General features: G+C 40.7%; 30 protein-coding genes and 1 riboswitch. Of the genes, 22 read left to right on the forward strand and 8 right to left on the reverse strand.

The window, feature by feature from the left end:
• Positions 1–8 precede the first annotated feature (8 nt).
• Together argH and ABOA58_RS03270 are read left to right on the forward strand one after the other, a co-directional pair.
• Complete coding sequence (argH, locus tag ABOA58_RS03265) at positions 9–1,493, forward strand: argininosuccinate lyase (RefSeq protein WP_350301184.1); 1,485 nt, start codon at positions 9–11, stop codon at positions 1,491–1,493.
• 261 nt (positions 1,494–1,754) lie between these two features.
• Complete coding sequence (locus tag ABOA58_RS03270; RefSeq protein WP_350301185.1) at positions 1,755–1,961, forward strand: hypothetical protein; 207 nt, start codon at positions 1,755–1,757, stop codon at positions 1,959–1,961.
• Between the two features lie 124 nt (positions 1,962–2,085).
• On the opposite strand, the gene ABOA58_RS03275 is transcribed toward ABOA58_RS03270, so the two are convergent.
• The 3 genes from ABOA58_RS03275 to ABOA58_RS03285 form a co-directional block, all read right to left on the reverse strand.
• Positions 2,086–3,564: a sodium:solute symporter family protein gene (locus tag ABOA58_RS03275; protein ID WP_350301186.1), complete on the reverse strand. Its 1,479-nt coding sequence runs from the start codon at positions 3,562–3,564 to the stop codon at positions 2,086–2,088.
• Positions 3,561–3,761, reverse strand: a complete 201-nt coding sequence (locus ABOA58_RS03280; protein WP_048685209.1) for a DUF3311 domain-containing protein — start codon at positions 3,759–3,761, stop codon at positions 3,561–3,563. Before ABOA58_RS03280 ends, ABOA58_RS03275 begins: the two co-directional genes overlap by 4 nt.
• A gap of 274 nt (positions 3,762–4,035) precedes the next feature.
• Positions 4,036–5,376 (reverse strand): amino acid permease, encoded by a 1,341-nt coding sequence (locus ABOA58_RS03285; protein ID WP_350301187.1) that lies wholly within the window; start codon positions 5,374–5,376, stop codon positions 4,036–4,038.
• Positions 5,377–5,584: 208 nt separating this feature from the next.
• Positions 5,585–5,663, reverse strand: a riboswitch (glycine riboswitch).
• A 503-nt stretch (positions 5,664–6,166) separates the two neighbouring features.
• Here ABOA58_RS03285 and ABOA58_RS03290 point away from each other — a divergent pair.
• From ABOA58_RS03290 to ABOA58_RS03300, 3 genes are all read left to right on the forward strand, one after another.
• Complete coding sequence (locus tag ABOA58_RS03290) at positions 6,167–7,555, forward strand: amino acid permease (RefSeq protein WP_350301188.1); 1,389 nt, start codon at positions 6,167–6,169, stop codon at positions 7,553–7,555.
• Between the two features lie 65 nt (positions 7,556–7,620).
• Positions 7,621–7,803, forward strand: a complete 183-nt coding sequence (locus ABOA58_RS03295) for a hypothetical protein (RefSeq protein ID WP_350301189.1) — start codon at positions 7,621–7,623, stop codon at positions 7,801–7,803.
• A 137-nt stretch (positions 7,804–7,940) separates the two neighbouring features.
• Entirely contained in the window at positions 7,941–9,290 is a 1,350-nt protein-coding gene (locus ABOA58_RS03300; protein ID WP_350301190.1) for an FAD-binding oxidoreductase, read from the forward strand.
• A gap of 87 nt (positions 9,291–9,377) precedes the next feature.
• Here ABOA58_RS03300 and ABOA58_RS03305 read toward each other — a convergent pair whose 3' ends face one another.
• The 4 genes from ABOA58_RS03305 to ABOA58_RS03320 all read right to left on the reverse strand — a co-directional run bounded on the left by ABOA58_RS03305 (position 9,378) and on the right by ABOA58_RS03320 (position 12,619).
• Complete coding sequence (locus ABOA58_RS03305; protein ID WP_101224840.1) at positions 9,378–9,590, reverse strand: hypothetical protein; 213 nt, start codon at positions 9,588–9,590, stop codon at positions 9,378–9,380.
• Between the two features lie 379 nt (positions 9,591–9,969).
• A complete protein-coding gene (bioA, locus tag ABOA58_RS03310) occupies positions 9,970–11,352 on the reverse strand; it encodes an adenosylmethionine--8-amino-7-oxononanoate transaminase (protein WP_350301191.1) in 1,383 nt (460 codons plus the stop codon).
• Positions 11,349–12,056 carry a dethiobiotin synthase gene (bioD, locus tag ABOA58_RS03315; RefSeq protein ID WP_350301192.1) on the reverse strand — a complete coding sequence of 236 codons (708 nt, stop codon included), beginning with the start codon at positions 12,054–12,056 and terminating at the stop codon, positions 11,349–11,351. The genes bioA and bioD overlap by 4 nt, the downstream gene beginning before the upstream one ends.
• Positions 12,035–12,619 (reverse strand): biotin transporter BioY, encoded by a 585-nt coding sequence (locus ABOA58_RS03320; RefSeq protein WP_350301193.1) that lies wholly within the window; start codon positions 12,617–12,619, stop codon positions 12,035–12,037. The genes bioD and ABOA58_RS03320 overlap by 22 nt, the downstream gene beginning before the upstream one ends.
• A gap of 284 nt (positions 12,620–12,903) precedes the next feature.
• On the opposite strand from ABOA58_RS03320, the gene ABOA58_RS03325 reads away from it, so the two are divergent.
• From ABOA58_RS03325 to modA, 7 genes are all read left to right on the forward strand, one after another.
• A complete protein-coding gene (locus ABOA58_RS03325; RefSeq protein WP_350301194.1) occupies positions 12,904–13,047 on the forward strand; it encodes a hypothetical protein in 144 nt (47 codons plus the stop codon).
• A gap of 82 nt (positions 13,048–13,129) precedes the next feature.
• Entirely contained in the window at positions 13,130–14,095 is a 966-nt protein-coding gene (gene bioB, locus ABOA58_RS03330) for a biotin synthase BioB (RefSeq protein ID WP_350302776.1), read from the forward strand.
• A 97-nt stretch (positions 14,096–14,192) separates the two neighbouring features.
• Complete coding sequence (locus tag ABOA58_RS03335; protein ID WP_350301195.1) at positions 14,193–14,648, forward strand: hypothetical protein; 456 nt, start codon at positions 14,193–14,195, stop codon at positions 14,646–14,648.
• A 244-nt stretch (positions 14,649–14,892) separates the two neighbouring features.
• Positions 14,893–15,591, forward strand: a complete 699-nt coding sequence (locus tag ABOA58_RS03340) for a polysaccharide deacetylase family protein (protein ID WP_350302777.1) — start codon at positions 14,893–14,895, stop codon at positions 15,589–15,591.
• Positions 15,592–15,608: 17 nt separating this feature from the next.
• On the forward strand, positions 15,609–16,208 hold the full coding sequence (locus ABOA58_RS03345) for a DedA family protein (protein ID WP_350301196.1): 600 nt from the start codon (positions 15,609–15,611) through the stop codon (positions 16,206–16,208).
• A gap of 102 nt (positions 16,209–16,310) precedes the next feature.
• Entirely contained in the window at positions 16,311–17,477 is a 1,167-nt protein-coding gene (locus tag ABOA58_RS03350; RefSeq protein WP_350301197.1) for an MGDG synthase family glycosyltransferase, read from the forward strand.
• Between the two features lie 101 nt (positions 17,478–17,578).
• Positions 17,579–18,379, forward strand: a complete 801-nt coding sequence (modA, locus tag ABOA58_RS03355; RefSeq protein WP_350301198.1) for a molybdate ABC transporter substrate-binding protein — start codon at positions 17,579–17,581, stop codon at positions 18,377–18,379.
• 162 nt (positions 18,380–18,541) lie between these two features.
• On the opposite strand, the gene ABOA58_RS03360 is transcribed toward modA, so the two are convergent.
• Positions 18,542–19,141 (reverse strand): VanZ family protein, encoded by a 600-nt coding sequence (locus ABOA58_RS03360; RefSeq protein WP_350301199.1) that lies wholly within the window; start codon positions 19,139–19,141, stop codon positions 18,542–18,544.
• 109 nt (positions 19,142–19,250) lie between these two features.
• On the opposite strand from ABOA58_RS03360, the gene ABOA58_RS03365 reads away from it, so the two are divergent.
• The 10 genes from ABOA58_RS03365 (at position 19,251) to ABOA58_RS03410 (ending at position 25,623) form a co-directional block, all read left to right on the forward strand.
• Positions 19,251–19,622: a hypothetical protein gene (locus ABOA58_RS03365; protein ID WP_350301200.1), complete on the forward strand. Its 372-nt coding sequence runs from the start codon at positions 19,251–19,253 to the stop codon at positions 19,620–19,622.
• A complete protein-coding gene (locus ABOA58_RS03370; RefSeq protein ID WP_350301201.1) occupies positions 19,619–20,119 on the forward strand; it encodes a hypothetical protein in 501 nt (166 codons plus the stop codon). Before ABOA58_RS03365 ends, ABOA58_RS03370 begins: the two co-directional genes overlap by 4 nt.
• 40 nt (positions 20,120–20,159) lie before the next feature.
• Positions 20,160–20,681 (forward strand): GrpB family protein, encoded by a 522-nt coding sequence (locus tag ABOA58_RS03375; RefSeq protein WP_350301202.1) that lies wholly within the window; start codon positions 20,160–20,162, stop codon positions 20,679–20,681.
• Between the two features lie 13 nt (positions 20,682–20,694).
• The gene (locus tag ABOA58_RS03380; RefSeq protein WP_350301203.1) at positions 20,695–21,234 is read left to right on the forward strand and encodes a GrpB family protein; all 540 of its coding nucleotides are present in this window, start codon (positions 20,695–20,697) and stop codon (positions 21,232–21,234) included.
• Positions 21,221–21,823, forward strand: coding sequence for a YdbC family protein (locus ABOA58_RS03385; protein ID WP_350301204.1), 603 nt, complete (start codon positions 21,221–21,223; stop codon positions 21,821–21,823). The genes ABOA58_RS03380 and ABOA58_RS03385 overlap by 14 nt, the downstream gene beginning before the upstream one ends.
• 102 nt (positions 21,824–21,925) lie before the next feature.
• Complete coding sequence (locus ABOA58_RS03390) at positions 21,926–22,681, forward strand: AAA family ATPase (protein ID WP_350301205.1); 756 nt, start codon at positions 21,926–21,928, stop codon at positions 22,679–22,681.
• 61 nt (positions 22,682–22,742) lie between these two features.
• Positions 22,743–23,567 carry an SDR family oxidoreductase gene (locus ABOA58_RS03395; protein WP_350301206.1) on the forward strand — a complete coding sequence of 275 codons (825 nt, stop codon included), beginning with the start codon at positions 22,743–22,745 and terminating at the stop codon, positions 23,565–23,567.
• Positions 23,568–23,729: 162 nt separating this feature from the next.
• Positions 23,730–24,110: a GntR family transcriptional regulator gene (locus ABOA58_RS03400; RefSeq protein WP_289314719.1), complete on the forward strand. Its 381-nt coding sequence runs from the start codon at positions 23,730–23,732 to the stop codon at positions 24,108–24,110.
• Entirely contained in the window at positions 24,107–24,793 is a 687-nt protein-coding gene (locus tag ABOA58_RS03405) for an ABC transporter ATP-binding protein (protein WP_350301207.1), read from the forward strand. Before ABOA58_RS03400 ends, ABOA58_RS03405 begins: the two co-directional genes overlap by 4 nt.
• On the forward strand, positions 24,790–25,623 hold the full coding sequence (locus ABOA58_RS03410; RefSeq protein WP_350301208.1) for a hypothetical protein: 834 nt from the start codon (positions 24,790–24,792) through the stop codon (positions 25,621–25,623). The genes ABOA58_RS03405 and ABOA58_RS03410 overlap by 4 nt, the downstream gene beginning before the upstream one ends.
• Positions 25,624–25,645: the final 22 nt, after the last annotated feature.

A 25,645-nucleotide genomic window follows, 5' to 3' on the forward strand; every position in this document is an offset into this window, starting at 1 on the left:
GTTCAAAGATGAGCAGGCTTGAAGAATTTATCAAAAATGAAGGTAGTGCCTTTCCCGGAAAAACATATGCTAGAGAGCTTCTGATGCCTGTTTTTAATGATCAAAGAGATTACTTATTTCATGCAATGTTCGATATTCATCGGGCACATGTCATCATGCTTTCGGAACAAAAGATCATTAAAGAAGAAGAGGCGAAAACCATGCTTGATGGGATTCGGAAAGTGGCTCAAACAGATCTCGCGCAGTTGACCTATCAGCCCCAATTCGAGGACTTATTTTTCATGATGGAGGCAAAGGTCGGTGAGGAAATCGGTCATGAGCTTGCAGGAAAGATTCATATCGGCCGCAGTCGTAATGATATGGGCGTTGCGATGTACCGGCTTGTTTTGAGAGGTCATCTGCTTCAATTGATTGGCTATGCATACAATTTGAGTGAGGCATTCTTGGTGCAGGCTGAAAAACATACAGAAACCTATATTACTGGTTATACGCATACCCAACCGGCTCAGCCAACTACGATAGGACATTACTTTTTGGCAATATATGATGTGCTTCAAAGGGATATTGGCCGGTTATGGGCAGCCTATGAAACGGTTAACCAATCCCCTTTGGGCGCGGCCGCGTTAACGACCACCGGTTTTCCGATCAGCCGGAACCGTACGGCTGAACTGCTTGGATTTGATTCGGTGATTGAGAATTCCTATGACTCGATTGGCGGGGCGGATTATTTATTGGAAACCGCAACTGCCATCATGACGTGCATGGTCAATACCGGAAGATGGATTCAAGATTTCCTGCAGCATGTGACAAGGGAGTTTGGAACCTTTCATGTGGCGGACCCTTATGTTCAAGTGAGCAGCATCATGCCGCAAAAAAGAAATCCAGTCTCCATTGAACATTCCCGTTCGATTGCAAGCAGTGCGTATGGTGATGCACTTGCTGCAATGAATATGATCCACAATACACCATTTGGTGATATCGTCGATACGGAAGATGATTTACAGCCGCATTTATATCGGGCTTTTTCGAATGCAGGACGTGTCCTGAAACTAATGTATGCCGTCATGTCGACCTTGAAAGTAAATGAAGAACACACAAAGAAAATGGCCGCAAAATCCTGTATAACGGTTACTGAATTAGCGGATACCCTATCAAGAGATTACGACATATCCTTTAGAAAAGCCCACTCCATAGCAAGTACAATTGCAAAACGGTCAATTAGTGAAGGGAAAGAGCTATATGATTGGGACACGCAAGAAATCAACAAGATCATCAATGAATTCGTTTCAGTGAACATAGCAGAAGATGAATGGAAAAAAATAATCTCCCCCGAGTATTTTGTGGAAATTAGAAGCATTCAAGGCGGGCCCTCCCCTAAAGAGGTTACGAGAATGATTGTAAATAGAAAACAAAAACTGGAACAAGATTTGCAGGAATACAAGGAAATGGTCAAAGCATTGAATGATGGCAGGAAGGCTTTAGTGGATTATTAAAGGTACGGGGTATAAAGGAAATGAGTCTTAACGCGCATGAAACTCACGAGTAAAAGCGTGAAATTCGAGTATTTGGCTCGTAAGCATTAGCATTTTACTGAGAAAGCTTCATATTTCATGATATATAGTCATTCTTTATTAGGGTGGCTATTTATTTTGGATTTTTATTGCAACTGAGATATCCCTATTGACAATAAATGTAGATTATTTCCAATAAAAATGCTATTATTTGTAAAATATATAATATGAGGCGGAATGTAAATGTCAAATAGATCTCAGTTCGGTGTTATCCTGATTTTAATAGCTTTCGTAATATCGATTACCTTTTGCTTTAATCCGGAAGCCTTATTAAGAGGTGGATATGACTTAGCTATTGATGGCCTGGTAGTATCCAGAGCCTTGATGATTATTTTTTCATTGTATTTATTAGTTAAAATAGGGGATTTGTTTATAAACAGAAAAGATTAATAGTCTAAAATGAGACTTCCTATAATCAATCTTGAGAAAAAGGACATTATGCTTTGGATGTCGATAATAAGGAAGGCTCAGTCTTTTGACTGAGCCTTCCGATGTTTATTATCCAAAATAACCTTCATATATCGTTAACGGATTTAGGTTCCAACTGAACCGCGTGCTTTCTGAAAGCAAGACTTACCGTCATCATCACAATGAAATTGACTGCCAATGCGATGATTCCCACATTCAAATCTTTCGCTGCTTGTGGCAAGGATGGAAACAAGGTCCCTATTGTCGATTGACTGAGTGTAATGCAGATTACGATGGCCAATCCGGTAATGATGCCGGCAATTGCGCCAAATTTATTGATCGGATTGTTCCTTTTCAGACTAAAGAGAAGGGACGGGAAAAGCTGTGTGATGAGACTGTATCCCATAAGAATTAATGCCGACATCGTTTCGCCGCCGTTTAAGGTGAAGTAGACGGCTATAAGGGCAATGACTGGAACAAGGAACTTTGCCAATCGTACAACATGGCGATCGGATACTGCAGGTGCAAATTCCTTATAGACGTTTTTCGCGAGCAGTGTAGCGACGCTCATCAAAAGCATGGATCCCGGCACCAATGCGGTCAACAATCCAGCTCCGCCGATTATGCCTATAAACCATGGTTCAAAGGTCTCAATCGAAAGGCGCAGCAATGAGAGGTCTGCATCTGCCCCAACGAGTCCGGGCACTTTCAATATAGCTGTAAACCCAACGAAAAAGACGAATAACAGCATGAGTGTATATAATGGGCTGATAATGGCATTTTTTCGAAATACCTTGCCGCTGCGTGCTGAATAAACAGCGCTGAAAACCTGGGGCCACATATAGAAACCGAATACGAGCAATATTACCGTGGAGATGAACCATGATACGCTAAGTCCCTGATCTGGGAACTTTAGAAAACCAGGCTTGGCCGCATCAATCGCTTCAAACATCGGCTGAAATCCGCCAAAGTAATGAATCGGCAGATAAATCCCCAAAAATCCTATTATGGCAACCATCATGATATCTTTAATGACCGCTGTCCAAACTGATCCGTGTATACCGGAGATCATCACATAAATGGTAAGGCTGATCGCCCCCATCCAAACTGCCTCAGACATAGAGATGGCACCATAAGATGCTTCTGAGACAATGATCCCCAATCCTTTCAGCTGCACGACGATCACTGGAATCATCGACACCACACCGACAAGCGCAGCCAAAACTCCTAAACCGGGACTCTTATATTTGCTTACAAAGAAATCGGATTGAGACATCAGTTTATTTTCCTTGGCATATCTCCAAATTTCCGGCAGGAGCCAATAGGATAATACGTAAGACAAAGTAATGTAAATTAGAACATATAGAGCGGGTGCGCCCTTGCCATAAGCCCAGCCGCTGCCGCCAAGGAAGGAGAAGGTCGTATAGATTTCCCCGGCCATCAGCAGAAAGACGAATATCGCACCAAAACCGCGTCCGCCCACCGTCCATTGTTCCAAGTCCATATCTTTTCCTTTTGAAGAGCGTATGCCTAAAAATATCGATAGAAGTAAAAATGCTAAAATGATTAAGAGAGCAATATTCATTCCTGGTCACCTTCCCGATTCCTGGGATCCAGCTTATACATGATGCCCAGTATGGCAGAGGTAAGGACCACCCACATAGCCATCCAGAACATATTGAAAGGCATCCCTAATACATATGGTTCTATTTTATTAACAAAAGGCAGAAATCCTAGTATGCCTATAAAAGGAACTAGAGTAAGAATATATATAATCTTCATAAACAAACCCCTCCGTTTTAATAAAGTGAAACGCCCACCAATGGGGTTTATTCTTTAATGCCACTGATGGATGGGTGAACCAAACCGGAATGAAAAATTCATACATGACGGAAAAGGTCCGATAATATATATTAGCTTACACTATTTTGATATAAAATTTAATGCAGTTGCCTGATATATTTGAGCAACTGTGCGCAGACAGCCGAACCCTGATATGTTCATAAGACAGATAAAGCCTTGAATTCATAGTGAGTTCAAGGCTTTTTTCCTTTAGCTATCTTTTTTTTCGATAGTTATATAGTATCACCAAGAGTATGAACCAGATTGGGGTCAAGAGCAGTGATAGTCGTGTAGCTTCAGCGAATAGCATAACAATAAGGATGAACAGGAATAATCCTAAAATGGCGTAATTGACAAAGGGTGTAAAAGGAGCCTTGAAAGTCGATTCGGCTCTTAGGTCAGGCCTTGTTTTCGAATATTTGATATGGGAGATCAAGATAATGCTCCATACCCATATGAAACAGATGGCACTGATGGTCGTCACGACAGTAAATGCCTGTTCCGGTATCAGCTTGCTTAATAATGCCCCTATTGATACAACGATTGTGGATGTTAATAAGGCATTGCCCGGAACAGCCTGTTTATTTAATTTTTCCAGTTTAGCAGGGGCTTCGCCATTCCTGCTTAACATATAAAGTATTCGGCTCGTTGAAAATAAACCGCTGTTGCATGCAGAAGCAGCGGAAGTCAAAACGACGAAGTTGATGATCCCTGCAGCGACAGGAATGCCGATTAACGCAAAGACCTCTACAAATGGGCTGCTCGTGGCATCCAGTTGTGTCCATGGGTTGACGCAGAGAATGACGAATAGTGCACCAACATAGAAAAGTAAAATCCGGACAGGGATTTTATTGATGGCAGATGGAATGTTCTTTCTCGGGTTTGCCGTTTCTGCTGCGGAAACCCCGACCAATTCGACACCGACAAATGAGAAGACGACCAGTTGTAAAGATAACAGGAATCCGGAAATGCCATTGGGGAACATGCCCCCATGATTCCATAGGTTGGTTAGGGAAACCGTTCCGGTATTGGTATTGAAGCCGATGATCAAAAGGATGATTCCCACGATGATCAAGGCGATGATCGTAATTACTTTAATGATGGCAAACCAGAATTCCAATTCACCAAATAACTTAACGGTCAATAGGTTCAATCCTAAAAGAATGACCAGGCATATTAGAGCCGGAATCCATTGAGGGATATCGAACCAATATTGTATATAGACGCCGACAGCTATGATATCGGCCATTGCGGTCATAATCCAACAGAACCAATATGTCCAGCCTGTCACGAAGCCGGCCCATGGACCGACATATTCGGTTGCAAATTCAGTGAATGATGCATACCCTGCATTGGATAAGAGCAATTCACCTAGTGCCCTCATCACAAAAAACAAGGCAATCCCTATTATAAGATAGGAAAATAAAATAGAAGGACCTGCCAATTGTATGGCTTTTCCGGAACCTAAAAATAATCCGGTGCCAATGGTTCCTCCTATTGCAATCAGTTGTACATGTCTATTTTTTAAATCTCTTTTTAATTCTTGTTTAGCCAATTCCTACGCCCCCGTTTTTTTATAGTCTTGGTAGTGAATGAGTTTACCTGCATGGTCTTGGAGAGAGGGACGTGATTTTTTCGTCCAGCTTGCCTTTCCCATTGGTTTTAAAGCTGTTGTTTTTAGTCCAACCACAAAATGGACAATAAAAAAAAGAGATTGGATAATACCAATCTCTTAAAGGGTTCAGAATAACAATTTTATCATTCGTTACTCTTCTGTCCTTTTGCCTGAGATTGTGAATCCTTCGGCGCTGCATCTTGTACAGTCTCTCCAGAAGCTGCTCCTGCTATAGTGTCATCCATAGCATTCATCGCTTGCTTGTATGCGGTTGTGAATAAATGTCGTCAGTGATAATCTACCACTGCTGAATCATTCATTATGCTTATAAAATAATATTGGAATTCTATCATCTATTTTTCGGTAGGTCAACAAGTTTTTTTGAAGTGAAAAAGGCAATATCTGCAGTTTTATAGTGATCTTAATTTTTATTAAGGTACTTGAAAAATTTATTTTTTGGATGATCACTATTATGAAATATTGATCATCATTTTTTTGAAATGATATTTTTAGATTAGGGAAATTGCCAAGATATATTTGGCAACTGTTTATTTCAAAAATACAATTGTATTTTTACAGAATATTTACTATTATAAGATAAGAAAACATAATTGAAGTGTTATTGATATTTTTTCTTCGATAGAGCATTTCTAATCGCAATAATTAATAGAGAGTCGTTCGTGGTAAGGATAGAAAAGCATTACCGATATTGCATCTGGGGGAGTTAAACATGTCGAACAAGGAATTAAAGAGAGGGCTGGAAGCACGTCACATTCAAATGATAGCTTTGGGCGGAACCATCGGTGTCGGGTTATTCATGGGATCGGCGAGCACGATCAAATGGACCGGGCCCTCTGTAATGCTTGCTTATGCCATCGCAGGTATTTTTATATTTTTCATCATGCGTTCCATGGGTGAGATGCTTTATTTAGAACCGACTACAGGTTCATTTGCAACCTTTGCGAGCAGCTATATACATCCTTTGGCAGGTTATATGACTGCTTGGAGCAATTGGTTTCAATGGGTAATCGTCGGAATGTCCGAAATCATCGCGGTTGGGTTGTATATGCAATATTGGTTCCCGGAGTTACCGGCCTGGATACCAGGTGTGGTCGCCATGATCATCTTGGGGGCGGCCAACCTCATTTCCGTCAAATCCTTCGGGGAATTTGAATTCTGGTTTGCGCTTATAAAAATCATAACGATTGTATTGATGATCGTTGCCGGCGTTGGCCTTATCTTCTTTGGAATAGGGAATGGCGGGGATGCGATTGGATTATCGAATCTTTGGGAAAATGGCGGCTTCTTTACGGGAGGCTGGACAGGATTCTTCTTTGCGCTTTCCCTTGTCGTGGCATCCTATCAAGGCGTTGAGCTTATCGGCATCACAGCCGGAGAAGCGAAAGATCCAACGAAGACCGTAACAAAAGCGATCCAGTCGATCATATGGCGCATTTTAATTTTCTATATTGGCGCCATATTCGTCATCGTGACAGTCTTCCCTTGGGATCAACTGGATGACTTAGGAAGCCCATTCGTTTCAACCTTTGCAAAAATAGGTATCACAGCAGCAGCAGGAATCATCAATTTTGTCGTAATCACTGCGGCAATGTCTGGATGCAACAGTGGTATTTTCAGTGCAGGGCGTATGCTTTACACACTGGCATTGAATGGCCAAGCTCCGAAAATCTTTGCTAAAGTATCTAAAAATGGAGTGCCGGCATATTGTACGATCGCTGTACTTTTAGGATTGGGCATCGGGGTTATCCTGAATTACCTTGCACCGCCGCAATTATTCCTTTATGTGTACAGTGCGAGTGTATTACCTGGGATGATTCCATGGTTTGTTTTACTGATCAGTGAGCTTAAATTCAGAAAGGTAAATGCCGCTGAAATGGAGAAGCATCCGTTCAAGATGCCGTTGGCCCCTTTCAGTAACTATGCGACAATAGCCTTTTTACTGATGGTGCTGGTCGGTATGTGGATCAATCCTAGTACAAGGATTTCCTTGGTTGTCGGAATCGTTTTCCTAGCCTTGGTCGTAGCAAGTTATTACATCCTGAAAATGGATAAACGAACACCGTTGGATGCTAAATCCGATGATGAAATTTCGGGATAAGCAACTCAATTGGAAAGCCCTTCTCTTAATTCGAGAAGGGCTTTTTTGTCTTTGGTGATCAATTGTTGGAATTCACGAGTAAATCAGCGGAATTCACGAGTAAACCAGCGAAATTCACGAGTAAAACGGCAAAACTCACGAGTAAACAAGTGAAACTCACGAGTAAACAAGTGAAACTCACGAGTAAAACGGCGAAACTCACGAGTAAACCAGCGAAATTCACGAGTAAAGCTGCGAAACTCGAGTAAACCAGCGAAATTCACGAGTAAAGCTAATTAGCCCCCGTAACAAGGGATGCCAGCAGTGGGTCGCTTATGGAATGTGTCTTCCTGACAGATTTTTTCATAGGATGTAACATCATCTTACCCGAGGAAGGGGTTATATTTTGGAAAGAACAAAGCTTACCGGGCGGGTCGTTACACCTAATGATGCTGAGTATGAGCATGCCAGGATAAATAATAACTTAAGTTTTTCTAAATTCCCAAAGGTCATTGTGTTTTGTCAAAATTCCAATGATGTGTTGAATTCATTGAAGTGGGCCCGGGAAAATCATACACCTTTCCGGGTTAGGAGCGGCAGGCATAGTTATGAAAATTTTTCATTAGTGAATGGCGGTCTAATCATTGATATAAGTGAAATGTACAATATCAAGGTCAACCGTGAAAAAATGATTGCAAAAATCGAAGCAGGAGCTGATTTAGGTCAAGTATATAATATGCTATGGAAGTATGGCACGACGATTCCGGCTGGGACCGAAAGCGGTGTTGGTCTTGTAGGCCTTACGCTTGGCGGTGGAATAGGTATGTTATCGAGACGCTTTGGACTTACTTGTGACAATTTGCTTGAAATAGAAATGGTAAGGGCGTGCGGAAAGAGGGGCGCTAAACTCATTAAAGCAAATAGGAAAATTAATAGTGATTTATTTTGGGCATGCTGCGGGGGAGGAGGGGGAAACTTTGGCATAGTCACTTCTCTTACCTTCAGGGTACACCCCGTATCAAGGGTATCGATTTTCTCCGTCACATGGGGATGGGAAGATTTTGAAGCGGTGTTTGAAGCCTGGCAGGATTGGGCCCCTCAAGTTGAAGAGTGTTTAACTTCAGAAATCGAATTCAAGTCAAAGGAAGTAAACCAAATTATCGCTCAAGGTGAATTTGTTGGGCCATCATATAGGTTGCAGCAGCTTCTAAAGCCTTTGACGAGAGCAGGTTCTCCAGCAAATATCATGATAAAGGAAGTTCCGTACATTGATGCTGTGCAATTCTTTAATGATCCAAGTGGAAATCGACCGGCCCATCGCAAGCGGTCGGGGTCTTTCATAGAAAAACCTTTTCAACGGCAAGCAATCTTGACGATGAAGCATTTTTTGGAAAACGTTCCAAATGAAAATGCAGCCATTTGGCACCAATCCTTAGGAGGGGCCGCTGGCCGTGTGGCCCCAAATGAAACGGCTTTTTATTATCGGGATGCCATCATCGCCCAGGAGTATCTGGCTACATGGACGAATCCAGAAGAAGAGCGGCAAAACATCCATTGGATTAAAGAACTTAAATGCGCTTTGTCACCATATACTACAGGTGACTACGTGAATTGGCCGGATATCCTCATCGAAGATTGGCCAACTGCGTACTATGGAGAAAATTTCAAGCGGCTTCGGGAAGTGAAAACGAGATATGATCCGTACAATACGTTTAAATTCCCTCAAAGTATACCGCCTTTAAAGAAGTGGGTCTGAAAAAGCTTGGATGCACCAAAAACATTCGTTATTAAAAGGCCTATTCCTCAATTGGGATAGGCCAGTTTTATTTTCATTTTCCCAAAATCATTCCGCTTGCTGAGCTTGTACTGCACTGTAAACCTGATTTACGGAAGACTGGGCTTGCGCGATTTCTTGAGCAGCTTGTTTAATGGCTTCTTGTGCCAAGGTTGGATCAGAGGAAGATTTTTCAATTGCTTGTGAAAGTAAGGTTTGTGTTAGGGTAACGTTTGCTTTTGCTTGGTTTAATTGATTGATATCAATTTGTTGTTGAGGCATGTAGCTTCTCTCCTTATGTCATTATTGGAATTACTCCATTAGGATGACCTTTCTTTTCTTTTTTATAAGGAGAAAAATATATGATGTAGACAGGATGGGTAAATTGGAAAAATTATGAAATTAGCAAAAAAGTCCATTTAAATACGATGCAAAATTTATGGACAATCCAAATTCGTGTAAAAGGTACACCCTTAAGATTGAAAAACGGGCAGAAAAAGAAAGGAATCATTAGGGTTATTTACTTTAGAATCCTTAAATTTTCAGCATAAATAGTATTACGTTCCTTGAATACAATGTAATATCTGTGATCTTTCTTCACGAAGTCCCTACAAAGTATAGAAGGAACCGGATGAGCTCTGCTCTTCCGGTTCTTTGTATATCAGTTAGCTGCTGGAATCAATCCTTTATGAATGGAGACTTCCTTAATGGCACGGTAGGCGGTTTCGACCATGAAATCGAGTTCCTTTTCTGACATGGAAAGGATCGGCATCATCGTGATGACTGGACCAAGTTCCCGAATGATCAGGCCATTTTCCCGTGCTGTATGGATGATTCCGGAAACGACATTCTCTTGGAGGGTGAACGTTTCTTTTGTTTGGCGGTCTTTGACGATTTCCACTCCAATCATGAAGCCGCGCTGGCGGATATCGCCGACTATCGGGAGTTCGTATAGCGCTTGCAGTCTTTGTGATAGATATTTAGATTTTTTCTGGATGTCTTTAATTAAATTGCGGCTTTCCATCAGCTCGATATTCTTCAGTGCCAGTGCACAGGCAAGCTGATTTCCTGTATAGGTGTGACCGTGATAGAAGGTTTTATGTTCTTCCCGTTCCCCCAGGAAGGATTGAAAGATCTGCTCGTTCATGATAGTGGCGGCGAGTGGCATATATCCCCCAGTGATCCCTTTGCCCATACACATGATATCGGGTACGGCATCTTCCTGTTCGCAGGCAAACATTGTACCGGTTCGACCGAATCCTACAGCCACTTCGTCACAAATTAAGAGGATATTGTACTTTTTGCATAATTGCTCGACCTCTTTCAAAAAGCCATGGGGATGGGTTATGATGCCTGCTGCTCCCTGCACAAGCGGCTCGATGATCAATCCTGCAATTTCCTCTGATTGTTTCTGCAGTAACTTCTCCAGTTCCTTCAAGCAATGGTTTTTCACGGCTTCTTGATCTCCATACTCAGTCATGTGATAGGCATATGGTGAAGGGGCGGAAATCCGTTGAAATAAGAGGGGCTTAAAGATTCTATGGTATAGATCCATTCCGCCCACACTTACAGCTCCGACAGTATCGCCGTGATATGCCTCGTCAAGTGAGACAAATTTGTTTTTATTCTGATGCTTGACGGGATCGATATTCTGCCAATATTGATAAGCAACTTTAAGGGCGATTTCCACTGCGGCTGATCCCGTGTCGGAGTAGAAGACTTTCGATAAAGAACCAGGAGTGATCTCGGCTAGTTTTTTTGCCAGTAAGATCGATGGTACATTCGCAGATCCCAGCAGTGTGGAGTGTGCGACTTTATTCACTTGTTCAATTAGGGCGCCGTTTAATTCCGGCTCGTTATGTCCGTGCACGTTCACCCATAATGAAGCATAGCCGTCGAGGTAGCGTTTACCCTCCACATCAATCAGGTAGCTGCCTTCGCCGCGTTCGATGATCAGCGGTTTGCTTTCCCGATACGTTTTCATTTGTGTGAACGGATGCCATACATATTCCTTATCCCATTGTTCTAAATCCTGACTGTTCATGCCTTGAACACCTCTTTCAGTTGTTGGGTATAATCTTGATCACTAAGTAAATCAAGGATGCAGATCCTCAAGTCTTTTCTAACATCGGCCAGTGTTGGGATGCAGGCGAGGCCATTCAGCCCAGTCAGCTTTTCAATGGTTTCGATATTGTCTTGATGAATCCGATCTTCCGGCCGGTAATGATTATACAAAATGGTTTTCACGTTTATATCGTGGACTTGGGCATAAGAATGGGTCGTCACGACATCATGAATCGCCCCTAAACCGCTTGTGGATACGAAGAGGACAGGCATGCCGCAATCCTTTATGAAATCCGCCGTCATATAGAAACCTTCCGTTCGTTCAATAAGCGGCACAGCCAATCCGCCAGCGCCCTCGACTAATACGATGTCATACATTTCCTCAAGTTCATGAACCCTTTCCACGACTTTCTTCTCATCGATAAGACTGCCGGTTAATTTAATCGCCAAATGTGGGGAGGTTTCCGGTTTCAGTGTGTAAAACCCTGAATCCTTTACACCGAGTTCCTGCTCAAACCAAGATATATCCGGGTATGTATGATTTTCCTCATTGATTCCAGTTTGGAATGGCTTGAATATCGTGACGCTTTTTCCCAATGTTTGAAGAGACAGATAGAGTGCACTCGTGACGATGGTCTTTCCAATATCCGTGCCAGTTCCAGTTATAAAGTAGGCTTGGCCCATGGATGATTCAGCTCCTTTACGTTTATATATCTTGCAATGCGCGGACGTACTTGTTGAATGATGACAGCACATAGAATGCATAGCATTAAATCACCGGGTACAGGTAACAAGAAGCCGTAAAGAACCGTCTGGTTGATGGAAAACGGCGTTTCAACAATCCACTTCATCGCACCATACAGCCAGATGCAGCCGAAAAGGTAAACTGTCAGCAAAGAGGCGGCATTAGCAAAGAATATGGAACGAATCGTGGAGAGGGAAAACCGGTTGATCAGCCATCCATTTACATAGGCTCCCAGTATATATCCGAGCAAATAGCCGAATGTAGGTTTGAATATATAGCCGAATCCCCCGCCTTCAGCAAACACGGGCACCCCGATAAGTCCGATCAAGACGTAGCATAACTGACTGAGCATCCCAAGCCGGGGCCCCAATAATGCGCCTGCCAAATAGACTGCCAGAATTTGCAGTGTGAATGGTATGTAAGGGATAGGTATCTTAATAAAGGCGCCAATGGCAGTTAACGCGGTAAAAAGGGCCACATAGGAAATCGTCCTTGCTTTCAAGTTTTTAACCTCCTTTTTCAAAAGTGCTGGCAAAATGCCCACTATTAGTTTGCCTGATTCTTATTTTATATGTCAACTAATTTATTATTTAGTTAACATATAAAAGGCCAGCTTTATCGGGATTTAAAGGACAGACTAGGAAAATATTGAAAAAAGACCATTGAATAATAATTTGTTAGTATGTTATTATTCTATCGATATGTTAACTTAAAATATTATAGGTTAACAAATTTATTTACATTGCAGGCAGTATTGATACTGCTAAATGTTAAGTGCTCCCCAATGTGGTTGATGGTGCACATGCGGTTGGAAGAGAAAGTGGATTGGAGATGGAGACACTCGCGGTTGGAGCATCAGGTGGATATATTGCAGACAGCTGGTCTTTATTTACCAGACCGGGTTATGCTCCTTTTCTAGGAATTGCATAGTCAAGGAATCCATAAACCAGCGATTCGGCACACAATAAAGAAAAGAGGGATAGTTTTGGAAACATTGGTAAGGGATTGGAAGATGTTAGCGGAGAACGTTATCAAAGGATATAAAGTGACGGAGGAAGAGGCATTATCCATCGTACAAGCCCCAGACGAAGAGGTTTTGGAAATTTTGAATGCAGCCTACTTGATACGCAAGCATCATTATGGGAACAAAGTTAAATTGAATATGATCATCAATACGAAATCAGGATTATGTCCCGAAGATTGCGGCTACTGCTCGCAGTCGATCGTGTCGGAAGCCCCGATCGATAAATATGCTTGGCTGACGAAAGAAAAGATTGTCGAGGGAGCGCAGGAATCAATTCGTCGCAAAGCGGGTACTTATTGCATCGTTGCGTCTGGCCGTCGTCCGACCAACAGAGAAATAGATCATGTCATTGAAGCGGTAAAAGAAATCCGCGAAACGACGGATCTTAAAATCTGCTGCTGTTTAGGTTTCCTGAATGAGGAACATGCGGGCAAGCTAGCGGAAGCAGGCGTTCATCGCTACAACCACAATTTGAATACATCACAGGAAAACTACAGTAAAATTACATCGACGCATACATATGAAGACCGGGTAGATACAGTCGAAGCTGTGAAAGATGCCGGAATGTCCCCATGTTCTGGTGCCATTTTCGGTATGGGGGAATCTGAGGCGGAAGCGGTGGAAATCGCCCTATCCTTACGCAGCCTTGATGCAGATTCCATTCCTTGTAATTTTCTCAATGCAATTGACGGAACGCCGCTTGAGGGAACTTCCGAGTTGACCCCCACTAAATGCCTGAAATTGATATCGATGATGAGGTTCGTTAATCCGAGTAAAGAAATCCGTCTGGCCGGCGGTCGTGAGGTCAATCTCCGTTCCATGCAGCCCATGGCACTTTATGCAGCCAATTCCATCTTCGTCGGCGATTATTTAACGACAGCTGGTCAAGAACCCACAGCGGATTGGGGGATCATCGAAGACCTGGGATTCGAAATTGAAGAGTGTGCCCTTTGATAAAGAAGATAATGGAAAACAATATGAATTTAAAAAAACACCCTTAGGGTGTTTTTTTTTCAGTTTGTCGAAAAAAGTGCATGGAGGGTCGAAAAAAGTGCGTTTTAGGTCGAATAAAGAGTATGGAAGGTCAACATCATGTTTTTTTACAGTAATCCATATTGGATTGAAGAAATTGGCGACACTCCTGCCGAATAACTGGCTAGCCAAGACCCCGCAGCCGCTTGCGGTGAGGAGGCTTGGCAGACAGTCGGCGGAAAGGGAGCGGATTTCTGAAATCAACTCAAACGGTTTTAAAAGAAAAAAACTGCAGGCAAACTCGATTCTTCTTGGAATTTGTCTAAAAACAAGACTAGAGTACCCTTCATGTTTTTTTACAGTAACCCTTATTGGATTGAAGAAATTGGCGACACTCCTGCCGAATAACTGGCTAGTCAAGACCCCACAGCCGCTTGCGGTGAGGAGGCTTGGCAGACAGTCGGCGGAAAGGGAGCGGATTTCTGAAATCAACTTAAACGGTTTTTTTAAAAAAACTGCAGGCAAACCGCTCTAGTTCAAATATGTCTTCTGGGTGTTTTATTAATTTGCTGTAATAGAACTAATGTCCTTCAACCTTTACAAAAATAAAAAAATGATAGATAAGTGAAAATAATGAAAAAAAAATGCTAAATTGTAAGAAGAGGTTTTATAATGAATTACCTGAATACAATAAAATTTGCTGCATTGTGGTAAATGAATATGATATAGGGAAAGAATCAGTATTGGTAATATCAATAATGAGAGGATAGTTTTGTGTGATGCATATATGGCTGATTAGTTTTATTATTTTATTATTGCTATTAATATTTTATACTATTATCCCAACGGTGCTTATTCGTGTATGCAGTCTGGGAATAACCAAAAAAATCAATTCGAATAATGGGATAGCGCTAACTTTCGATGATGGCCCAAACCCTGAATATACAATAAAATTGCTTGATCTTTTAAAAGAGTATGAGATAAAGGCCACATTTTTTGTTGTTGGCAGTAAAGTGAAAAGTAATCCTGAGATTATTAAAAGAATGCATGAAGAGGGACATACTATAGGGATCCACCATTATCATCATGTTTCAAGCTGGGTCCTATCACCCATCCATTTACGGAAACAGTTGGAAATGACTGAAAAGGCGATAAATGAAGTTACGAATGAAAAGGTTGTTTTTTATAGACCGCCATGGGGCCATTTCAATATGTTCACCCCACTTTTCAGTAAGAAATATAGAGTGGTGATGTGGTCAGGCATCTTCGGGGATTGGAAAGTTGAAAATTGCAAAAATACTTTGCTTGATCAACTGCGAAGCACTTCGACAGAAGGTTCCATCCTGTTGCTTCATGACTGTGGTGAAACATGGGGAGCGGATAAAGAAGCACCAGGCTATATGATTGAAATGTTGAAAATTTACCTACAGGAAAGTAAGGAAAAAGGAATACACTTTATTACTTTAAAAGACTTATAACTAATTCTGGGGGTATTATGAATATAGATACGCTTTTACATTTTATTGATTCATATGGATACCTGATCATTTTTCTTTTTTTATTCTTCGGCATTGTGGGAGTGCCTGCTCCAGAAGAATCACTTCTATTTCTGATTGGGGTATTGGTAGCACAAGGTAAGCTCTCACTGGGTTTGGCCATGCTGTGTGCAATTCTCGGCGCCTTTATCGGAATGCTTGCAGCTTATGCATGCGGAAAATATGTAGGGTATCCATTTATAAATAAATTTGGAAGATTCATTGGGATTACGACTGAACGCTGGGAGAAAGCGAAGAAAAACTATACGGATAATGCACAAAAAACCTTAGTATTAGGATTTTATATTCCGGGAATAAGACAAATTAGTCCATATTTCGCAGGAATCTCATCTATACCCTTTCGGAAATACTTCCTATTTTCCCTAATAGGCACTATACTTTGGACCGTCCCTTTTATAGTGGCTGGTTATTATGTCGGGGATGCTTTTAATGTTAATCCCAAATATGTTCCATATTTAGGGCTTGTATTTTTAGTTATTTTTGTACTATATGTTACTATCAAATACATTAAAAAGAGAAAACAAATGTCCAAAAGTTGAGTCTGCTCCTTTTTATAAAAGTTGGAAATTTATTGTAAGAGGAAGATATCAGAACTATATATTTTGTATTTTCAGAATGATTTCTTAGGAGATGACACATATATGAAGAAGATTTTGTTTTTACCTCTCTTTCGAATGCAGTCGGGACATCATCAAGTTGCAGAGGCATTGATGGATATGTTAAAAAAGCATTCAAAAGGGATTACTTATAAAAAAATCGATCTAATCAGTTATACCAATACTTCTCTAGAAAAATTCATCGCAAATAGTTATCTGACATGGATCCGTTATGCGCCGGAAACCTATAATCTTGCCTATAAGAATCTGTTTTATGTTCACTCGCCAAAGGAAAGTGTATGTAAATGGTATCAGCAATTATTCATGAATAAGATGGAACGATTGATAGCAGAAGAGAAGCCTGATTTAATTGTGTGTACACACGGTTTCCCTTCATATCTTTTGAGTCAGTTAAAGATGAAAGGGAAGTGCAGCACACCGGTAATAAACGTGTACACGGACTTTTTTATTAATAATGTGTGGGGAAGCGAAGGGATAGATGCCCATTTTCTTCCTAGTCAAGAAGTGAAAGAAAAGCTGATGAGTAAGCGTCAAATACCAAAACAAACGATGATGGTCACTGGCATTCCTGTGCACGAGGAAATCACAAAAAATGCCCGTGTCCAAAGAAACACAGCACGGCCAAAAGTTTTGATATCCGGAGGAAATAGCGGTCTGGGAGGGATTTTGAACTTAGGTGATGAGTTAAAGAATTCAACCGACTTTGATTATTTAGTTCTTTGCGGAAATAACAACAAGCTTTATGAAGAAATCGATACATGGAACTTACCTCATATCAAACCATTGCCTTATATCTCATCAAGGTCTGAAATGAATAAGCTTTATGAAGAAGTTGACGCAATCGTTACGAAACCGGGCGGTGTCACGATCAGTGAATCATTACGAAAAAGGCTTCCGATTTTTGTTCATTCCAGGCTTCCGGGGCAGGAGGAAATTAATCTGCAGTATCTAAAACAACAAGGCCTTGTATTTAAACTTAATCAGAAAACGCCTTTTGAAAAACAATTGCTGAGTATATTGAAGGATCAGAAAAAAATGAAAAAATGGAACACATCCATAGAGTCTTATCATAAGGAAATAGAGTTGGAGAAACCTGAGGGAATAGTGGAGGTCATGAAATTGATCCTTAATCTTAATCAAAATGGTACACCTTCCTATCTAGCCCGACAGCCCAAACTTCTTTATAGCTGAGATGCATGGTGTTCTCACTGGTGAACCTAAATGAAAGAATGAATACGGAAGGCTGCTGAATTAGCAGCCATCTAAAATGAAAGGTCGGAAGAAGAGTGACTTTGAAAAAAACATACCTTATGATTTTTTCGATTATGCTGCTTGCGGCAGCGGTCGCAGGGTGTTCAAGTGATGAAACGGAAAAAACGGAAATGAAGGCGCAAGCCGGAGGTAAAGTGGAATTGACGGTTTCCGCAGCTGTAAGTTTGCAAGATGCCTTAAATGATATAAAGAAGTCTTTTGAAAAAGAGAATGCAAATGTGGAAGTTCATTATAACTTTGGAGCCTCTGGAGCTCTTCAGCAGCAGATATCCCAAGGCGCACCTGTTGACCTGTTTTTCTCAGCTGCAGAAGATAAATTTGATAAATTAGTAGAGGAAGATCTAATTGAAGAGAAAAACGGAATCGATTTAGTCGGCAATGACCTGGTGCTGGTGGTGCAAAAGGATTCCAAAAAGGAAATCGGATCGTTGGAAGACCTCACGAAGGCCGAAAAAATTTCGATTGGCACTCCAGAGTCTGTACCGGCTGGGCAATATGCGAAACAAACCTTGGAAAACATGAACCTCTTTAAAGAGGTTGAAGATCGATTGGTATATGCAAAGGATGTCCGGCAAGTTCTTACATATGTGGAAACGGGAAACGTGGACGCAGGCCTCGTCTATAAAACGGATGCGCTCAACTCATCGAAAGTTGAAATCATTGCAGCAGCCGAGGCGGATTTACACGATCCGATCATATATCCCGTCGGAATGATCAATGACCTGGATCATGCTAAGGAAGCCAAGCTATTCTATGACTATCTCCAAACGGAAGACTCCATGAAAATTTTTGAAAAATACGGATTTAAAAATTTGAAATAACCACCAATCTGGTGGTCTTTTTTTATACATCTACAGTAATATTAGGTATATTTTCCTTTATATTGAAACCTTATCTCACTTTTATACGTAAGAATAAGAACATGCATGTATTCATCTTTCAACATAAGTGGATAATTCGACCCACACGCGAATTAATTCGACCTAAAGCAAGAATAATCGACCCACACGCAAATAATTCGACCCCCAAGCGAATAATTCGGCCGCTTGAGTAAAAAGAACCTTGTGACAAAGGAAGGACAGCAAATTACTGTCCTTTGGCTTGACGTGAATGGTTCCATTCTTTTTGAAAACTGTGTAAAACAGCTTAATCGGCAGGTATCCTATAATCCCACCTAGAGTATTCAGGATCATATCATCGGTATCAAAACTTCCTAATTCAAATAAAAGCTGAATAACCTCATAGGTGAAGCTAATACAGAATGTTGCAATCAAGATCGATCTGGGTAGGGAAAACCTTGTTGATAATAATGGAAGCATGAAGCCAAATGGTACAAAACCGATGATATTCCCCACTATATTTTCGATCCGGATGGATGTATTTACATCCGCTAAGAAGAGGTAATGGAAAATGGTTTTAAAAGGGATGAAGTTATGGGAACCCCAATAGCGGTCATTGAAGGAAAAACTAATATGATCATTCATTTCGGTTATCGAGAAGGTTTTAAATAAAATGAGCTTTGTAAGGATTAATAGATAAAGAACCATAAATAACGATAATACAATTTTCACAAAAATTTTCATGATACAACACCAATATTAAAGTAGGAAATATTTATTATTTTATTATAAATGGTATATGATGAGTTTAATGTAATATTTTACAAGTTTTTTAGGGCAAGGAGGGGTAAAAGTGGAGGAAGCAATAATTGATTTTCTCATTGCAGTTATGTTAATTATTGGTTTCACATACGGCCTCATTAGGCAATTTAGACATTGTGTCAGTATCAGGAACGGAAATAAGTCGGAGTATGTACATTACAAGAGGGTATTGATTGGAAACTACCTGATTTGCCTGTCCTATTCGGGTTTTCTTTTTTCTTATATTTTGAATTCATTACTATCATCTCGTATTATACCGGCTTCATTTATTACTAGTGATAATACTAGTTTTTGCTGTTTTGGTTTTCTTGCCATTCTATTAATCGCTAAATTTGGGATTATTCCAAAGGAAAATGAACAAGTTGAATTACAAGAATACATAGTTGAGAAAGAGGAAATATGAAGAAAATTTCGCTTACCTTATTAATCGTATGTATATCGATCACCTTTCTATTGAATTTTGCCATGCCTGAATTTGCTGGCAAAATGAAAGACAATATAAGTTCCATGAATATCCTGTATTCATACAGTGTCACAAAATCATTCTCGGAACAAGTCCAAGAAACGAACGAAATGGCATCCGTGCCTTCAGGGAAAACTGAGACCAGGAGCGCCGATTTCCGAAGTGATGTTAAGCTTGAGGGAACTCCGCTGAATATTAGAAGTGTAGTGAAAGAGAGCTTGAACAAGCCACAGGCGTATAAAACTAAAGAGAAATTAACCGGTCCTGAAAAAGGGTTTTCATACCGGAAATATTATCTTACCAATAATTATGATAAAGGAAGATATACAGTCATCCGAACGAATAAAATAACCGGAAAAGAAAAGGTGTATGTCGGAACTTATTATGAGCCGAGTACGCAAGACCCAATCGTCAAATGGTCACGTGATGAGAATTAATGGCTGATAATATCTTCTACATGAAAAGTTGAGTGAATATATGGAAAAAATAGTGAAGATCGAGGGTTATAACCCTGATTGGGTTTATGAATTTCAACAGGAAAAAGCGAGGATAATGGGGGTTTTAAAGAACTATTCCCTTTGTGTTGAGCATATTGGAAGTACATCCGTCATAGGGTTGGGGGCAAAGCCGATTTTGGACATAATGGCTGGCGTACAGCATTTAGATGAAGCTGACACGTTCATTGAACCATTGAAATCGATTGGGTATGAATTTGTCCTGCATAAGGAGTTTCCCGAAAGGCGTTTTTTTAGAAAAGGCCAATGGAGAGCGGGGACACATCATTTGCATATCTATAGATTCGGAAGTGAACAATGGAAGAATCAACTTTCATTCAGGGACTATCTAAGAAGCCATCCTGACGTACGTAAACAATATCAGGAATTAAAATTATCCTTAGCTCAAAAGCATCCTGGGGATATAGTGGAGTACACGAAAGCGAAAGCTCCATTTATATTAAATGTCATGAAGAAAGCGAAATGTCTAAAGGAAGGTACATGAAAGGGATGCTTATATGAGAAAGGTCGAGGTCGTACCATATAAGAAAGAATGGTCCAAGCTATTCCATGATGAATGCCATAAATTAAGGGATATTTTCGGGCCTGAAATGATGAATTTATATCATATTGGCAGTACGGCCATCCCGGCCATCCATGCCAAGCCAGTAATAGATATTTTGGCAGTGGTTAAAGATCTGGAATGTGTCGCTGATTTTAATAAAGAGATGGAAGAGATAGGGTATGATGCCATGGGCGAGAACGGAATCGGCGGACGACGTTTTTTTCGTAAAGGCGGGGATGAGAGGACGCACCATATTCACATGTTTCAAAAAGGACATGAGGAAATAGCCAGACACATCGCTTTTCGGGATTATTTGCTATCACACCGTGATGAAGCACAAAAATATAGTAGGCTGAAGCAGCGCTTGGCAGCGGAATTCCCAGATGATATTAAAGGATATGTTAACGGGAAAAATGATTTTATCAAAAAGGTTGATGAAAAAGCGAAACATTGGGCGAAGCGTGGTGATCATCATGTTAATGAAGTGGATTAAATGCCAAGTGAATGAGGAAAACAAGCGTTCATTTTCAAAAGCACAAGAGGGATGGGGAGAATTGCGCAAGTGTGCTGGTTTCATGGGTCAAATCGGAGGGTGGAATAGATATGAACCCTTTGAAGCAGGCGTTCTCTCCGTTTGGAAAGATCTCCATGCCTATCAAAGTTTCATGCAGCATCCGCATGATGAAATATTCGCCAAGAGTGACCAGGGAAGTACTTATACAAATATTTCTGTCGATATATTCGAGAGTATATTCAATATAGGAACAACAGACATTACAGCTTTTTTTTGCAAGGGGAAATTACTGCGAGTGGCTGACTGTTTTGTTGAAGAGGATAAACATGCCCGTTTTGAGCAGGTGCTAAAAGAAGCAGGGAGCAAGGGCATGCTGTCTGGCGCATTCTGTAGTAAAAGGCAAAACGGCAGATACCTTGTCGCCTCAATATGGGACAGTAAACATTTACATCAAAGGTATGCGGATAAGGAATTGCCTGCCCTAATAAACGAATCGGGAGTGAACGTTTCAACCCATCGCATTACAGGAAGTTTAATTGAATTGCATCCAAAGTGGGTGGTCATTTAGAATCGAACATTATCAATCTATCAATTGGAGCTATGGCGTCTTTGATTGGAATGTTAAGGACATATCAGAGCTCTAAATATATTCTACAGAAGGTGATTACAAATGAAACTAGATTATGATTCACAGTACATCAGGGGCATCTACCTGAATAGAGATCGAATATCTTCATATGATCATTTCCCTCTTGGTCTGCCGGTTATCAGGCATCTTCAAGAAGTTGCTTTTCATCCCAGTGTTACCTATGTTATCGGGGAAAATGGAATGGGGAAGTCCACCTTGCTTGAAGGTATTGCGATTGCGTATGGCTTCAATCCGGAAGGAGGAACGTTGAATTTCAATTTTTCCAATTATGATTCACATTCCAATTTGGACGAATACCTCCGTTTGAAAAAAGGTGTGTACAAACCGACGGATAATTTTTTCTTTAGGGCGGAAACCTTTTATAATTTAGCTACGAATATAGAGGAATTGGACAGGGAGGCATCGTTTGGGTCGAAAATCATTGATTCCTTCGGTGGAAAATCACTTCACCAGCAATCTCATGGTGAATCGTTTTTTTCTGCTTTTGTAGAACGATTTCAAGGCAATGGATTGTATATCCTCGATGAGCCTGAAGCCGCTTTGTCGCCATTGAGACAAATATCGATGCTGGCCAGGATAAATGAGCTTGCCAAACAAGGTTCCCAATTCATCATTTCCACCCATTCCCCGATCATCATGGCCTACCCTGATGCTAAAATCCTCCAAATTTCAGATGAGGGAATGAGTGAGGTGACTTTAGAGGAGTCCAATCACTATTTGTTAATGAAACAGTTTTTTGAAGATAAAGATCGTCTGCTTCATCATCTATTTCAGTAATTTTCATGACGCTATTTACAGATACTAATATTCATCTTCAGTATTGGGAAGGGTGTAAATCATGATATTAATTACTGGTGCGACAGGCAACGTAGGAAGGGAAGTCGTGAGGCAATTAAAAAACGAAGGGGTTTTGTTTGAAACAGCAAGCCACCGGAAAGGCCAAGGTGACCGTTATTTGAACTTTGAGGATGTTTCATCTATTTCCGGAGCTTTAGAAGGGGTGGACTCCATCTTTTTAATGAGGCCTCCGCAGCTTGCTGATGCAAATAAGTATTTTCGTCCGTTCATTGAAGAAGCGATAAAGCAAAAGGTGAATCATATCGTTTTTCTTTCCGTACTGGGGGCGGATAAAAACAAGATCGTCCCTCATGCCAAAATTGAAAAACTTATTATCGAATCGAACATTCCTTATACGTTTCTGCGCCCCAGTTTCTTTATGCAAAACCTACTTACACAGCATGGTGAAGAATTAAGGAAGAAACATGATATATATGTCCCGGCAGGTAAAGGAAAAACAAGCTTCATCGATGTGCGTGATATTGGTGTCGCTGCAATGAAGACCTTGTTAAATAAACAGCATATATGGAAAGCTTATGACTTAACAGGAAATGAAGCATTGTCTTATCAAGAGGTAGCTGAAATCTTCAGTAATAAAACAGGGGAAACCTTCACCTATTCCAATCCAAGCATTTATGAATTTTGGAAAACATATAGAAAAAAGGGGATAAGTACAGACAAAATAGTCGTAATGATCGGGATTTACACGACTGCAAAAATCGGCTTGGCGAAACGGGTAACAAGTGACTTACATGATATTTTGGGCCGTGCCCCCATTTCCTTTGCCCAATTTGTACAGGATAGTATGAGCTTATTGAAAAATTAAAGAAAACCCCCGACTGCACCGCACATTCGGGGTTTTCATTTTTCTGGAATTCATTGTTGACAGCTAAGGTGTATTACGGGTATAGTACATCTATAAGGTGTATGAACCACTTAGTACATACACGCATATCAGACTTTTTTAAATAAATAGGGGGTGGTTTTAATGAACGTAAATACCCGGGAACCGGTATATCTGCAAGTCGTTAGGCATTTTAAAGAACAAATAGCCATAGGCAAATTCGTAGCTGGACAGGAAATTCCCTCGCGAAGGGAACTGGCGGCTTCACTCAATATAAATCCCAATACCGCTCAAAAAGCGTATAAAGAAATGGAGGAACAGGGCTTGATTCATACTGAACGAAATTTCCCAAGTCAAATCACGACGAATGAAACGATTTTACAGGCTGTAAGGCAGGAATTGATTCTGGCAGCCGTTGATTCGTTTGTCGATGCGATTCGTCCGATTAATGTACCAGTTGATGAACTGCTTCGTGTGGTTAAAGAAAAATATTCGGAAGAAATAAGGGAGGAGGAAGAAAAATGATAGAAGTAAAACGGATTTCCAAGAATTACGGCCGGAAAAAAATCTTGGATAGTGTTTCTTTTACAGCTAATAAAGGGGAAGTCACGTGTCTGATCGGGATAAATGGTGTCGGTAAAACAACTACACTCAAAGCGATCATGGGATTGACGCCATATAAAGGTGAAATCCTGATCGATGATCAAAAGATGACAAAGGACAGTTATGAAAAAATCACCTTCATACCGGACGCACCGACCATGCTTCCGCAAATGACCGTTAAACAGGCAATGGTTTTCATGGAGGATTTCTATACCTCCTGGAATCCGGAAAGAGCTAACCAACTAATGGGGTTTTTCAAGCTTAAAGAGGAGAATCGCATTTCGGAATTGTCAAAAGGGAATACAGCTAAGCTCAACCTGATGCTTGGTTTGTCCCTTGACGTGGATTATGTATTGATGGACGAACCATTTTCAGGCATCGATATGTTTAGCCGCGAGCAAATCGCCGATGTCTTTGCGAGCCACCTTATTGAAGATAGGGGAGTCATCATCACGACCCATGAAATCGGTGATATTGAACATATAATCGATAAGGTCATTTTATTGGATAACGGTACAGTGCTTAAAGAGTTCAATACCGAAGAAATGCGTGAAGAGGAAGGAAAATCGGTAGTCGATGTAATGAGAGAGGTGTATCAATCATGATGCGATATATAAAACTAGTGAACTTTGAAATCAACCGTTTCAGTAAAATCTATATTAGCTTATTGTTGATAACCTTGGTTTCGCAATTTGCTGGAGTGATCATGGGAATAAAGAGTTATCTTAATCAAGCACATGAAATCATGTCGGAAGAAAAAATATCAGAAGCTGTCTATGTTACTAACTATAATGGAATTGATTTTACCCATATCGCCAATACCCTCTGGTTTCAAGGACCAATCGCGTTGAGTGCAGTTGCCCTGATTTTTTACATTTTTCTTATTTGGTACCGTGATTGGTTTGGAAAGAATACATTCATTTACCGCCTATTGATGTTACCGACATCCAGATTATCGATCTACCTTTCCAAAGCCACGGCCATCTTCCTGATGGTGTTAGGATTGATTGCTTTCCAGATCATCATTTTACCAATGGAAAATGCCCTATTTAATTCAAACGTGCCCGAAGCGTTCTTGAACATGGAAATGTCTTCTTCAACTATCACGAAAACCAGTCCGATTCTGGCATTGGTCATGCCAAGCACGTTCACGCAATTCCTGCTTTCCTATGGCATCGGTCTTATGATCATGTCGATATTATTCACGGCGATCATGTTTGAAAGGAGTTTCCGCATAAAAGGAATCATTTTGGGCTTGATCTATTGCGGAATCGCTGCAGCGTTATTTTTAGCTCCCGTTTTCGTAATGGGGCTTGGTAATATCTATTTTTACCCAAATGAATTACTTGGTCTACAGCTCGCATTCGGAATCATCGTGACAGGACTATCGATTTGGCTTGGTTCTTGGTTATTGAAAAACCGTGTTACCGTATAACAACTATTAAAGGAGAGTGAAC

Origin of the sequence: Peribacillus frigoritolerans (assembly GCF_040250305.1) — a bacterium.
Taxonomy (GTDB): Bacteria; Bacillota; Bacilli; order Bacillales; family DSM-1321; genus Peribacillus.

Bases quoted from the DNA above. Each gene is read 5' to 3' on its own strand.
- ABOA58_RS03375 (WP_350301202.1), top strand. From the start codon at position 20,160: ATGGAAAAAATAGTGAAGATCGAGGGTTATAACCCTGATTGGGTTTAT.
- ABOA58_RS03385 (WP_350301204.1), top strand. From the start codon at position 21,221: ATGAAGTGGATTAAATGCCAAGTGAATGAGGAAAACAAGCGTTCATTT.
- ABOA58_RS03380 (WP_350301203.1), top strand. From the start codon at position 20,695: ATGAGAAAGGTCGAGGTCGTACCATATAAGAAAGAATGGTCCAAGCTA.
- ABOA58_RS03305 (WP_101224840.1), bottom strand. From the start codon at position 9,590: ATGCCTCAACAACAAATTGATATCAATCAATTAAACCAAGCAAAAGCA.
- ABOA58_RS03360 (WP_350301199.1), bottom strand. From the start codon at position 19,141: ATGAAAATTTTTGTGAAAATTGTATTATCGTTATTTATGGTTCTTTAT.
- ABOA58_RS03350 (WP_350301197.1), top strand. From the start codon at position 16,311: ATGAAGAAGATTTTGTTTTTACCTCTCTTTCGAATGCAGTCGGGACAT.
- bioD (WP_350301192.1), bottom strand. From the start codon at position 12,056: ATGGGCCAAGCCTACTTTATAACTGGAACTGGCACGGATATTGGAAAG.
- bioA (WP_350301191.1), bottom strand. From the start codon at position 11,352: ATGAACAGTCAGGATTTAGAACAATGGGATAAGGAATATGTATGGCAT.
- argH (WP_350301184.1), top strand. From the start codon at position 9: ATGAGCAGGCTTGAAGAATTTATCAAAAATGAAGGTAGTGCCTTTCCC.
- ABOA58_RS03405 (WP_350301207.1), top strand. From the start codon at position 24,107: ATGATAGAAGTAAAACGGATTTCCAAGAATTACGGCCGGAAAAAAATC.
- ABOA58_RS03345 (WP_350301196.1), top strand. From the start codon at position 15,609: ATGAATATAGATACGCTTTTACATTTTATTGATTCATATGGATACCTG.
- ABOA58_RS03370 (WP_350301201.1), top strand. From the start codon at position 19,619: ATGAAGAAAATTTCGCTTACCTTATTAATCGTATGTATATCGATCACC.
- ABOA58_RS03410 (WP_350301208.1), top strand. From the start codon at position 24,790: ATGATGCGATATATAAAACTAGTGAACTTTGAAATCAACCGTTTCAGT.
- ABOA58_RS03395 (WP_350301206.1), top strand. From the start codon at position 22,743: ATGATATTAATTACTGGTGCGACAGGCAACGTAGGAAGGGAAGTCGTG.
- ABOA58_RS03275 (WP_350301186.1), bottom strand. From the start codon at position 3,564: ATGAATATTGCTCTCTTAATCATTTTAGCATTTTTACTTCTATCGATA.
- ABOA58_RS03400 (WP_289314719.1), top strand. From the start codon at position 23,730: ATGAACGTAAATACCCGGGAACCGGTATATCTGCAAGTCGTTAGGCAT.
- ABOA58_RS03280 (WP_048685209.1), bottom strand. From the start codon at position 3,761: ATGAAGATTATATATATTCTTACTCTAGTTCCTTTTATAGGCATACTA.
- ABOA58_RS03290 (WP_350301188.1), top strand. From the start codon at position 6,167: ATGTCGAACAAGGAATTAAAGAGAGGGCTGGAAGCACGTCACATTCAA.
- bioB (WP_350302776.1), top strand. From the start codon at position 13,130: ATGTTAGCGGAGAACGTTATCAAAGGATATAAAGTGACGGAGGAAGAG.
- ABOA58_RS03340 (WP_350302777.1), top strand. From the start codon at position 14,893: ATGCATATATGGCTGATTAGTTTTATTATTTTATTATTGCTATTAATA.
- ABOA58_RS03270 (WP_350301185.1), top strand. From the start codon at position 1,755: ATGTCAAATAGATCTCAGTTCGGTGTTATCCTGATTTTAATAGCTTTC.
- ABOA58_RS03390 (WP_350301205.1), top strand. From the start codon at position 21,926: ATGAAACTAGATTATGATTCACAGTACATCAGGGGCATCTACCTGAAT.